This is a genomic window from Bacillus sp. JNUCC-22 (assembly GCF_018861275.1).
GTDB lineage: Bacteria > Bacillota > Bacilli > Bacillales > Bacillaceae > Bacillus > Bacillus velezensis.
This window is the reverse complement of record NZ_CP076408.1, coordinates 1,738,464-1,751,895: the sequence shown is the minus strand read 5'-3', so window position 1 is coordinate 1,751,895 and position 13,432 is coordinate 1,738,464. Positions and strand designations below refer to the sequence as shown.

The window sequence follows — 13,432 nt, the reverse complement described above, 5'->3', positions numbered from 1 at the left end:
CTCTCATTTAAATGCTTTCCAAAACATTTTTTTCGCAGGAAGCTCTTGTTTCTCCGCTAGTACGTCAGGTTCTTTTACCAGAGCCTTACGTCTTAATGACGGTACCGGCAGCGGCTTTCTTTTCATTCGGGTATCTTTTTCTTCCCAAGCTTCCAGAATGACGTGGGCGTTCGTTCCGCCGTCGGCAAAGCAGTTGATGGCTGCTGACGGTCTGGATGCATCCCATTCGCCGGCTGTTTTATGAAAATGAAAATCTGTCTTTGTTATATCAAAATGCGGCATCGGTTCATCTCCTGAGAGGAACGGAACCGTTTGTTTATGCTTCAGCATTAATACGACTTTAATGAAGCTTGCGATGCCTTCTGCGCAAAGCGGATGCCCGATGTTCGGCTTAATTGACCCGATGCCGAGCGGAACATGCTGGCCAGAGCGGTATACGGATTGAATCGCCTTCAGCTCAAGCAAATCAGTTACAGCGGAACCCGATCCGTTTGCTTCGATATAACTGATGTCTTCCGGCTTTTTGCCGCTTTTGAAAAGCGCGCTTTGCATGACATCTTTTTGCGCCTGCATATTAGGAGCTGACGGGCCTGCCGTTCTGCCGTCATTGTTCATGGCGGCGGCCTTAATGACCGCGTGTATCGTGTCGCCGTCTTTTTGCGCCTGGCTTACTGTTTTTAACAGCACCATGCCGACGCCTTCACCGAGGACAACTCCGCCTGAACGCTTGTCAAATACGTGAAATGCCGGCTTTTCGTTTAACAGCCCGCGCTCTTGGAACATCCGGTGCGCCGCATCCGTGTTCAGCAGGCTGACACCGCCAACTACCGCCGCTTTGATATCGCCGCTCCTCAGTGCCTGAACGGCCATGTTCATTCCTGTCAAAGCCGATGAACAAGCCGTATCAAGCACGATGCTCGGCCCGCGCAGATCAAAAAATTGCGAAACGTTTGCCGCTAAATAATTCTGCCCGCCCGCAACGATCGGGTTGCGGGTATTCGCAAGAATTTCAGGATCAGGCTGATGCTGGCTGCGGCCTCCGATATACACACCGGCCTCTATACCCTTGATTTCTTCACGGGAATAGCCGGCATGGCACCAAAGTTTCAAGCTCTCTTCCAACACCGCCAATGCCTGAGGGTCCATCGCTTTCGCGTCGTTTTCCGGAATGAAAAAGAATTCGGAATCAAAGTGATCCATATTGTCAATCAATCCCGCAACGTATTGATTTGCATATCCGAAACGTTCCGCCGGGACGAAGCCGATTGCGGACCTGCCGCTTCTCAGCAAGTCCCAATATTGTTCTAACGATTCCGCTCCCGGAAAACGGCAGCTCATTCCGACGACGGCAATGTCTTCAGTTACGGCATCACGCTTTTGTTCAGTGTGAACCGTTTGTACGGCAGCCGGAACCAAGATTTGTGTATCAGGCTCCTCCCTTTCTGCAAGCAGCGGCTGCCCATTGGATACAAGCCATTCGGCAAACGCGTCAATCGTCGGATGTTCATATAAAACAGACGGATCTAAGTCCTCTTTGAGCGCTTGATTCATTTGCTGTAAAAGCTGCGCTAAAATGATCGAATCAACCCCGTAATCCTGAAACGGTTCGTCTGTTTCCAGTTCTTCCGGAGCGATTTTCAGCTCATCGGAAAACAGTTTCACAAGCCACGCCTTCGTATCAAGAAGCAGTTCTCTGTCTGAATGTTTTTCAGCGGCTTTGCCGGTTATTACGGCTTCAGTCTCTTTTTGTTTTTTCTCTTGACAGAGCAGCCTGTCAGGATGCCATTCGCTCCGATCAATGATAGCCGGCAGAACGGACGGGCGGATGTTTTCAGATAAAATGCGGTCCAGCAAGTCAAGTCCTTCCGCGTTGGACAGTCCCAGCAGCCCGGTCTGCTTCAGGCTTTCTGTGCGGACTTCACCCAATCCGGTTTCCTTCCAGTTCGGCCATTGAATGCTGACTAACGGATATTGATGCTGATGAGCCGCCGCGAAATAATCCATGTACGCATTTGCCATCGCATAATCCGACTGTCCCGCCGCGAGCGCCGGAACGACTGCAGATACTGAAGAAAATAAGACAAAAAATTTCAAAGGATCATTTGTGAAAAGGCTGCTTAATGTTTGAAGCCCGGCGACTTTCGGTTCCAGCACTTCTTGTATATCGTCGGCAGTCTTTCTGATAAACGCCGGATTTACTGAATTAACCGATCCCGCACAGTGAATGACGCCGCCTATCGGTCCCATCGTGCGCCGGATCGTTTCAATTTCCGCTGCCGCCGCATCATGATCAGACAATTTCAGACTGATCACCGCCACCTGCACTCCTTTTGCTTCAAGCTCTTCAATCGCCCGTATCTTCTCTTTCAGCCTCGTATTAACGGCTGACCGTTCATCGCGGGGAGGAATCGGCTCCCTGCCTGTCAGCACTACTTTTTTCACGCCGTGTTTTTCTGTGAAATGGCGGGCGCATAAGAGACCCAGTCCCCTCGTGCCTCCGGTAATGAAAAGCACATGGTCTTCAGGAAACGGTGCGGGCTTATGTTCTGCTCGCTTCCCGCTTGGAATCTCCCTGAATAAAGCACGGTATCTCTGTCCGTTTCGGCGGCAGATTTCCGGTTCTGTGCTGTCCGCCGCAAATTCATCTGCAATCTGTTTGGCAAGCGTCTGCTGATCCGTATCTGTATCGGCATCCATGTGTCTGGACGTCACGTTTTGATACTCATTTTGAAGCATTCTGTACAGGCCGCTTTTTGCCGCTCCTGCAAGATGAATCGTTTTCTGCTGAAATGGCTCCAAGCCTTTTGTTACATATAGCAGCGTCAGCGGCCGCGCCTGCCGGCGGCTTGTATCAATCAGAGTCTGGAGCCGGCTGATCCCTTCCAGTGAAGGGTCTTCGTCTCCGCATCCCGTCAGATCGATTGCGCCATCTATGTGATTCCAATCGCTAGCTGCAGTGTCAGCCGAATCGACCGGGAGAATGAATGAGTCAGCGAAATGCTTTGCAGTCTCTTCGGCTAGCTCCGCTGTTCTTCCATCAGCCAGAATCATGACCGTCCTGCCGCTTTTCTCACCGGCCGAATCGATCTCACACGGAACCCATTGCTTTTCTAAAAGCACAGCCTCGCGCCGGTCTTCTGTTTCCTGCGGTATGACTTTCGGCTCAGGCAGCCAGTACGGCTCCTTCGCAAACGGATAAGCCGGCAGACTGATTCTGCGGGGTTTTTCGCCTTGATAGAGTCTGTCCCAGTCCATCTGGAGCCCTTTGGCCCACAATTCTGCTATTTTGGCGTATTTTTTCTTATCGAACCATGACCTCACAAGCTGCTTCAGGTCATCGTCCGTTTCAAATGCTTTGATTTCTTTTTTAGCCGTTTTGATATGGGCTTGATATATCCCTTCACCCGTATTTCCGTTTACAAAATCGGTTAAACGGCTGACCAGTTCTTCTCTCGAACCGGCTGTAACCGCAAGACGGTAATCCATCGCATCACGCCCGGTTTGAAGCGTGTACGCCATATCTGAAAGATTGATATTCTGATTGGCTTTTGCAAATTCGATCACAGACTCGGCATAGGTTTTTACCTGAGGCGCTTTTTTCGCCGACAGCACAAAAATGTTTGTCTCATCAGGCTTACGGCTTCCCCGGTCTTTCGGCTGATACTCTTCGATAACGAGATGAGCGTTTGTGCCGCTGTAGCCGAATGAGCTGACACAGGCCCGCCGCAGTGCTCCGCCTGTTTCCCAAGGTTTGAGTTCGGTATTGACAAATAAAGGCGAGTCATCGAAATCAAAATGTTCATTCGGCGTGCTGAAATGAAGGGTCGGCACAAGCTGCTGATGCTTCATCGACAGCAGAACCTTCTGGACGCTTGCTACGCCTGCCGCCGCCGACGTATGCCCAATATTCGATTTAACCGAACCGATGGCGCAAAATTGTTTGCGGTCCGTTTTTTCCTTAAATACAGAAGACAGGGCTTCTAATTCAATCGGATCCCCCTGCTTTGTGCCGGTGCCGTGCATTTCCGCATAGGTGATGCTCTCAGGGTGGATGTTGTGCGCTTCATACACTTGGCGCTCTAAATCCATTTGGCTTTTCGCGCTTGGTGCGGTAATGCCGTTGGTTTTTCCGTCCTGGTTAATTCCAGATCCGATAATGACTCCGTAAATATGGTCTTGATCGGCTTCCGCATCTTTCAGCCTCTTCAAAACGAGCGCCCCCGCGCCTTCGCCAGGCACAAATCCGTTCGCACTGTTATCAAATGCTTTACATTGGCCGTCAGGAGACAGCATTCCGGCTTCACACATGCTGATGTATGATTCAGGCGTTAAATACAAGGTCACACCGCCGACAAGCGCCATGTCAATTTCATGATTCAACAGCGCCTGACGCGCCAAATGAGTCCCGACGAGAGATGAAGAGCATGCCGTATCGATCGGAATGGCCGGCCCTTTCAAATTGAGATAATAAGGCAGGCGGGCCGCCGCGATGCTGAAACTGTTGCCCGTCGCGCTTCCTCCTGTCTGATGTTTGTTTAACATCATGCCGTATTCATTGTTCATAATCCCCAAATAAACGCCGCAATTTTTCCCGTTTAATTCTTTTGAGCTGTAACCCGCATCTTCAAAGGCTTTAAAACCTTCCTGTAAAAATATCCGGTGCTGCGGGTCCATAAGTTCCGCTTCAGACGGAGATATATTAAAGAACAGCGGATCAAACTCTTCAATGCCGTCAAGCATACCGATTGATCTGCAGTATACTTTGCCCTTCTTGTTTAAGGCCGGATCATAGTATTTGTTTACATCCCAGCGGGAAAGCGGGATGTCGCGAATGGCGTTTTTCGCACGGGCTAAGTTGTCCCAATACGTCTTTAGGTCCGGCGCATCCGGGTACTTGCCCGACATGCCGACGATGGCTATCGCGTCCGCTATCTCGTCTTTAGGCTCCCGTTTGGCCTGCACCGGTTCAGGTTCCTTTTGAACCGTTAATCTCTCCGGCTCGGCAGGTGTTTTTTCCTGCGGGGCATGTTGCTGCGTAAGCGGCTTTGGACGTACGGGAACCGTCTGTTTTTTTCTTCCGCGGACAGACGGCTGCGTACGCAGAAAATCGGCAAATTGACGGATTGTCGGATAATCATACACTTTCGTTACGTTACAGTCCGTGCCGTACCGTTTATTGACGGCCTTTATCCATTCAAGACCGGTAATCGAATCCATACCCAAGTCAATAAAGGCCTCATCAATATCTACTTCATGCCGCTCCATGTACAATACATCAGCCAGTGCTTTTGATAACTCATCATGCACCGCTTCAATCGGTTCTTCCGGTTCGGCGGAAGCTGCCGTTTCTGACATCGCCTCCAGAATATCCGCTTCTGCTTGGATCACATGCTGCTTATGAGCGTTTAAAGGCTGCAGCATGATGTTTGACGGTTTTTTCACGGCTTCTGTTTTCTGCGGTTCGGTTGCTTCCTCAAGGATCGGTTCTGTCCCGAGCTCTTTTTGCAAGAAGGCCGCAAACTGGCGGATTGTCGGATAATCATATACTTTCGTCACCGTAAGGGACGTGCCGTATGCTTTATTAACAGACTTTATCCATTCAAGACCTGTAATTGAATCCATGCCGATATCAATAAATGTGTCGTCTGCGTCGATATCGTCGGCATCCATATATAAAACGTCTGCCAAACTTTCGGTCAATACGGCACTTACTTTTTCAGCGGAAACCGCCGGACGGGAAGCGGGCTGTACGGTTCTTTTCGGTTTCGCGCCGCTCAAAGACTGCAGTGTAATGTTTGACGGTTTTTCTTTGACAGTCTCCTCGTGAAGAGTTGTTACTTCAATGACCGGTTCCGGGGCGGCCGCCGGTGCGATCGGCGCAGACTGTGTGTCGGCCGGTCTTTTGACAGCTGCATCAGCTGATGTGTCGATCCAATAACGGTCTTTTGCAAACGGGTAGGCCGGGAGACTGATTTTTTGAGGTCTGCCCAATTGATACAGCTTATCCCAATTCAGCGGAAGGCCCTTCACCCAAAGCTCTAATACCTTTGCGGCTTTGCCTTTTTCAAGCCACGCCTCAATGGTTTTTTCCATGTCCTCATCAGCCGCAAACAGCGCCATCGTGTCTTTATTCTGTTTGACTTGTCCGCGGTAGAGCTGGTCAATTGACTCCTTGCCGTCCGTAAATTCGTCAAGCTTCTCTTCAAGCTCGCGCAAATTGCTGACAATCATTCCGAGACGCTCTTCCATCGGTTCACGGCCGATTTGAAGTGTATATGCGATCCGGCTCAGATCCGCTTCCCGGTAACGCCCGCTCCGCAGCGCATCAAGAAGACGTTCCGCCCGTTTTTGAAGCCGTTGCTCATTTTTCGCGGAAAGGACGATCATCGACGGATGAGGCGCAGCATAAGCCGTCTCCTTATCCTCATCAGCGGAATATTCTTCGATGACAATATGAGCGTTGACGCCGCCGGCTCCGAATGAGGAAAGCCCCGCGGTTCTCGGCAATTCTTTATTTACTCCGTTTTCATTTATGACCGGTCTTTTCCACTCTTCAAGCGTCTGCTGCACTTTGAACGGCGTACTCGGAAAATCAATATTCGGGTTAAGCGTCCGGGAATGCAATGACGGTGCGAGCTGCTTATGCTTCATTTGCAGGAGCACCTTCGTCAGCCCGGCGATGCCCGCCGCGCTTTCACAGTGGCCGATATTGGATTTCGCTGAGCCGATGGCACAAAACTGTTTATCTTGTGTTTGTTCTGAAAAGGCTTTTGTCAGACCCGTGATTTCAATCGGATCGCCGAGTGAAGTCCCGGTGCCGTGGGCTTCGATGTAGCTGACCGCCCTCGGATCGGTTCCCGCGTCTTTTAACGCCTGTTTGATCACCGCGGCTTGGGCGTTCGGATTCGGTACGGAATACCCGTTTGTTTTTCCATCATGGTTCACGGCCGTTCCTTTGATCAGGCCGTAAATATGATCACCGTCCGCTTTCGCTTTAGAAAGCGGCTTAAGGAGTACGGCGCCCACTCCTTCACCGGGCACATAACCGTCTCCGCCTTCTCCGAAACTTTCACATCTGCCTTTGCTTGATAAAAATCTGTTCTGGCCGAGCATCAAATATTTATTCGGATGAACGGATACATTGACACCACCGGCAAATGCTGCCTCGCATTCCCCGTTCCGCAAGCTCTGGCATGCCAGATGAATGGCTGTTAAAGAAGAAGAGCACATCGTATCCAGAGCCATGCTCGGGCCGTTAAAACCGAATACATAGGAAGCCCTGTTCGCAATTGATGACGGATTTCCGGTCAGCGCAAGCGATTTTCCGCGCGCCTGTTCTTCGGCTCCGTAAAGCTGATATTCCTCGTACATGACGCCGACGTAAACACCGACATTGGCGCCAAGCAAATCACCCGATTTTTCCGTGAGCTTTTTGCGCGTGTAACCGGCATCTTCCATCGTTTCGTAGACACATTGCAGGAATAACCGCTCCTGTGGGTCCATCAATTTTGCATCCCGGGGCGAAATAGAGAAGAATTGCGGATCAAATTTGTCCACGTCTTTCAAAAATCCTCCCCATTTTCCGTACGTCTTGCCTTCTTTATCTTTATCAGCGTCGTAATAAAGACTGTGATCCCAGCGATCGTTTGGAATTTCGGTTATGCAGTCAGTGCCTTCACTCAAATTCTTCCAAAATTCCTGAAGATTTTCGGCCTGCGGATATCGTCCTGATATACCGATAATTGCGATATCTTCACGCTCCGTCAGCTGCTGATTTTCCAGAGTGTCTGGACGGACTTGCGCAAAGCCTTTTTTGCCTTCATTCCGTTTGAAAACGGGCTTTACTTTCGCTTTCTCAGACAGCGCAGGTTTGGCTGCAGGGGTTTCTTCTATTTTCATCCCGGTCACTTCCAGCAGCGTGTCCCGGTGTGCTTTCATAAAATACTGCGCCAGCGATTCGATATTCTGGTACTCGAAAAACAATGTTTTTGACAATGAGCCGAAGCTCTTTTCCAGCCGGCCCGTCAAATGCATAATCATAATCGAATCAATACCGTAATCTTCCATAGGCGCCTTGGCGTCAATTTTGCCGACAGGAAGTTTGGTCACTTCCGAAAGCACTTGTTTCAAGAAATGCTCCGTTTTTTCTGCAAGCATGTTCTCTCCGCCTGCTGTAAGACCTGCCGTTTCTTCCGTTTCGCTGCCCTTATCCGGCTGATCATCCGCTGATTTTTTCAGAAACGTCCGGATTTTTGCGGCGTAGCCTTCCGTCACCATGACTTGGGATGTGTTTGCCGCCCACCCGCGGTACAAAGCATGAATGCCGTTTTCTGTTTGCATAGGGACCATGCCGCTTTCTTTTGTCAGCATGGCTTCCGTTTCAGCATCAACCGTCATGCCGCCGTCTTTCCAAAGCGGCCAGCAGATTGAAAGGGTATGTCCATAGCGTTCATTTCGGGCTTTTTTACGGTTTCTTTTTTCACTGAAGGCGTTCATAAACGCATTGGCCATCGCATAATCAGCCTGGCCCGCGCTTCCGGCGCTTCCGGCTCCGGAAGAGAAAAGAATCAGAAAATCAAGCTCAATGTCCTTTGCCGCTTCATCAAGATGAACCAGCCCGGAGACTTTTGGCGCCAGTACATCACGGATTTCATCTTTGTGTTTTTTGAGAATATAGTTGTCTTTTATCGTTCCGGCGCTGTGTATGATACCGTTTAATCCGCCGTACTGCCGACAGATGTCCGCTATGAGCGATTGAACTTCTTGTTTTTCCGTCATGTCCGTTTGTTTGTACACAGCTTGCGCGCCGAGATCGGACAGTTCTTGAAGCTGGGCTTTTTTACGGTTATCCAACAGAGAACGCCCCGTTAAAATAAGAACGGCGTCTTTTGCATGCCGGGCGATTTCTTTGGCGAATAAAAATCCGAGTCCGCCCGCACCGCCTGTGATCAGATAAACACCTTTATCCTTCCACGGCTTTTCGGCGCCGAACTGTTCAAGCCCTGTTTCCTGCCATTGTGCCGTATAGCGCCTGCCGTTTTCATAGCGAATATGCTTGTCATCAGGATGAGCGCTGCATTCTTTTACATATCGGGACAGCGTGTCTGCCTTGACGTCCGGCTCCGTTTCAATCAGCTGGCCTGTCAAGTTCGGGTTTTCAAGCGCCGCTGTTTTCAAAAGCCCTGTTAAACCGCAAAGGAGCTGCGTATCCGCTTCTTGAGGCACGACAATCTGAATGAGCTCGCGCCCGCCGGAATTTGAAGCGAGGATTTTCTTCACTTCTTCGAACGCCTGAAGCGCACAAGCTTCAAATCGTTCGTCTTCACTCTTATGCTGATCACGGAGCACATGACAGCTGAAGTCTGTCTGTATGCTGTTCATTTGATCCGTAAACCGGTCAGATATCATCACGTGACGGGCTTTGAAATGGATCGGCGCTTTTTCATGTACAGCGGCCCTTTCTTCCCATACGTGTTCAAAATATAGTGTATCTGTTTTATCCGTTTCAATTTCCCGTGCGGAATAACCAGTCATTTTCACACATACATTGCCTTGTTCGTCACATACATCAATATCCAGCTTCTGCACGGCATCTTCAGGCTTGCTTTCGCCGCTGTACGCAATGGAAACCCACATATCGCTTTTACAGCTTTTCAACACATCAATCTGTTCGAGAGCAAACGGCAGCATCGGCCGTATGTCAGTCCCGTCTCTGTCAAGCATTAACCCGATTGTCGCGTGGAAGGCCGCATCCAAAAGGCTCGGATGGAGGACAAACTGATCTTTTGTATGAGAAATAGATGACGGGAGTGAGAGCTTCGCGAGCACTTCGCTGTCTTTTGCATAGATTTCCGTGACCGCTTTGTGAGCATCCCCGTATTCAATCCCCATCTGTTTGTATGCCTGATAGCAAGCGTCAGGTGTGATCAGACGGCGTGACTCTCTTAATTTGTCAATCTCGATTTTGGCCGGTTCGCCCGCTCGGACAAACGCTGCGCTTCCTTGCGCATAGAGTACGGGCTCTTCTTCCGAGGAAGCCGATTCACTGTAAACCGTAAATCCCATCTCTCCATTTTCTTCGTCATAAAGGCGGAGATACAGTTCTGCGGACTCATCCGCCGCTGTAAACGGACGTATCCATACGACATGTTTCAGCCGGACTGTTCCTTCTTCCTTCGTTTCTGCCGCATGTTCAACGGCCGCCCGGACCATTTCCAGATAAGCCGCGCCCGGTAACGTCCGCTCGTTTTTGACGACGTGATCTTTCAGGAAAAATTCTCCGCCGCTAAACGAGGACCGAAAACGGACGCCTGACATGTTTGATACATTTTCATGCAGGAGCGGATGCAGCATGCCTGCATTTTTTTGCGGCAGCGATTCTCTTTTCTCCGCCTTCGGCACCCAATACCGGATTTTTTCAAACGGATACGTCGGCAGGCTGATCCGATTCGGTTTGTTTTCACCGTACAAGAGATTCCAATCCATCGTTCCTCCGCCGGCCCACTTTTCGGCAATCATCTCCAGTCTCCCGGAAGAAAGCCATTTATGTATCAAGTCCGGAGCAAGCTCTGCCTGTTTGCTTTTATCAGCTCGGTTCCGCCAGCACCCGCTGACCGTTTTACCCGCCAGAAAGCCTTCCAGCCGCTCTTTGAGCTGTGTCATATTCTGAGCGGTGAACGCAACCCGCTCCTCCATCTGTTCACGGCCGATCTGAAGTGTATACGCCGCATCCTCAAGCGGCAGGCCGGGATGAATAAATGCAGACAGCTTCGCAACATACTCTTTTAGCCGTTCTTCATTCCGGGCTGAAACCGGGAAAATGAATGTCTGTTCTTCTGCCGGTTCAGCATTTGTTCCGTGTGATTCTTCAGGGATAAATTCCTCCAGAATGAGATGCACGTTTGAACCTGTCGCCCCGAAAGAGCTGATGCCCGCACGCCGAGGATATACGGTTTCGTTTCCGTTTTCCGTCACTGATGGCTGCTGCCATGCTTCGGTATGATGCTGGACGTAAAACGGTGATTGTTCAAAATCTAAATACGGATTCAGCTCCTCCGAATGAAGAGACGGCACCAAAGTTTTATGGTGAAGCTGCAGGGCAACCTTGCTTAAGCCGCTGATGCCCGCAGCCGATTCCGCATGGCCGATATTGGACTTCACTGATCCGATCGAACAGAACTGTTTGTCCTGTGTGTACTGGCGGAACGCCTTGACAAGGCCTTGAACCTCGATCGGATCGCCGAGAGAAGTTCCCGTCCCGTGCGCCTCAATATAACTGACCGTGCGCGGATCGATGCCCGCTTTGTCCAGGCATTCTTCAATCAAATCAGCCTGCGCGACAGGACTCGGCACGGAAATTCCGCTCACTGTCCCCACGTGATTGACGGCACTGCCCTTTATCACCGCATAAATCCGGTCGCCGTCTTTTACCGCCTCTCGCAGCGGTTTTAATAAAACGGCACCGATTCCTTCAGCCGGTACATAGCCGTCTCCGTCTTTCCCGAATGTATGACAAACCCCGTCTGTTGAAAACATGTCCCATAAACCGTATGTCAGATATTTATTCGGATGCAGCGACAAATTGACCCCTCCGGCAACCGCCGATTCACATTCCCCGCGCCGAATGCTTTCCGCAGCAAGGTGAACCGCAGTCAGCGAAGATGAACAGACCGTATCGACCGCCATGCTCGGCCCGTGAAAATTGCAAAAATATGAAACTCTGTTTGCGATTTGCGCATAATTAAGAGAAAGCGGGAATACATGATCTTCAGAAGAAGCTTCAGCCCCGACCAACGTATAATCCTTATGCATCACCCCTGCGAAGACGCCGACGCGCTGTCTCTTATTCCGTCCGCGCGCCTCTGCGAGCGACTTCGGCGTATATCCGGCATCCTCAATCGTTTCCCAGCATGTTTGTAAAAACAGCCGTTCCTGAGGGTCCATTGTTTCAGCTTCCCGCGGCGTAATCCGGAAAAATTGGGGATCAAAGCAATCCGGATCATCAATAAATCCGCCCCATTTTGAAATGCTCTTTCCGGAAGGCGACTTTACATTTTCAAACCGGCGCCAGTCCCAGCGAGACTCCGGAATTTCGGTGACACAGTTTTTTCCTTCTTTCAGGTTTTCCCAGAATTGATGAATATTTTCGGCCTGCGGGTAGCGGCCGGCCATGCCGATAATCGCGATATCTTCATCTTGCGGAACACTGCTTTTCCCTCTTCTCTCTGTTTGCGGCTCAACCGGCTTCTCCATTTTTGCCGGAGACGCGCTGAAATGGCTCCCGTACTGCTCAGTCAGGAAAGCTGCCAGCTCTGCTGCCGTCGTATATTCAAACAGCAAAGTCGGAGAAAGGGTTTCGCCGATTTTTTCGCTGATCGTTTCGACGACGTCAAGCAGTCCGGACGATGTCAGCCCCATTTCATAGTAGCCGACTTGAGAATCAATCTGTTCAAGCGGCTTGCCGATTTTTTCCGCCATCAGATTCATGACATACCGCTCTGCTTCCTCATGCGGGTGTCCGCCTTCAAGCGATGCCGCAACTTCCGGTAAACCGGCTTTTTCAGGAGACTTCTCAGCAGTCTTTCGTTCTGTATTGATCAGCTCGGCATCCCGCACGAGCTTGCTTGTGAAATCTTTCAGCTCGGCTACTTTTCGGCCGGATGCGTTAAAAAACTCCAGTGTAATGTAAATGAGCTCCTTTTCCTGCCGAAGCGACGAACGTTTGATTCTCGTGATGCAGCCGGCCTGCAAAGGTTCGGAAGCTGTAAAAGATTCGTAGAAAAGAGGCAGAAACAGCCTCTTTTCCCCATTTAACAGCGATGAGATCAATAGGTTTGCGCCGACGCCGCTTCCGTCAAGGAGAGTCGGATGGAACAAAAACCCCCCGGCCTGTCCCATCGCGTCTTTTCCGAGCGATACATCAAAGATGACGCCGTCCCGCTCCTCAAACACTTCTCCTTCTGCTTTCATATATCCGCTGTGAACCAATTCCTGGCTTCTGCATTGTGCATACAGCTCATTTAAATCGATGGTGCGTTCCGCCTCGCGTTTGACAGAGTCAAGATCAAGCGTGTCACTGAAAATTGCGGGTGCCGTCTCGTGCATTTCCGCTTTGACGTAAATACGTTCTTCCGGCTGTACTCGTCCGCCGCTGACCTCAGCCCCTTTTGCGGTAAGTTTCCAGCGCCCTTCTTTTACCTTTGTACATTCAACCGTAAGCTTGACGGCGCTGTCTTCTTTCGCAATAAGCGGCTGATATATGGATAAATGGCGCAGCTGAAGCCCGTCGTATGAATAGCCGCGCTCTTTGAAAATCTGATAAAACATATCAATATAAGCCAATCCCGGAAGGACTTTTTGTCCGTAAACGTCATGATGTAAAATAAACGGATTTTTCAGCGATAAAGTGATTTGCTTATTGAAGTTCTTCACG

1 protein-coding gene is annotated in these 13,432 nt (G+C 50.3%); it reads right to left on the bottom strand.

The genetic code is table 11. The features are described from left to right. Positions 1-3: 3 nt before the first annotated feature. Positions 4-13,431, bottom strand: a complete 13,428-nt coding sequence (locus tag JNUCC22_RS08665; protein WP_216062270.1) for a type I polyketide synthase — start codon at positions 13,429-13,431, stop codon at positions 4-6. Between the last annotated feature and the right edge of the window lies 1 nt (position 13,432).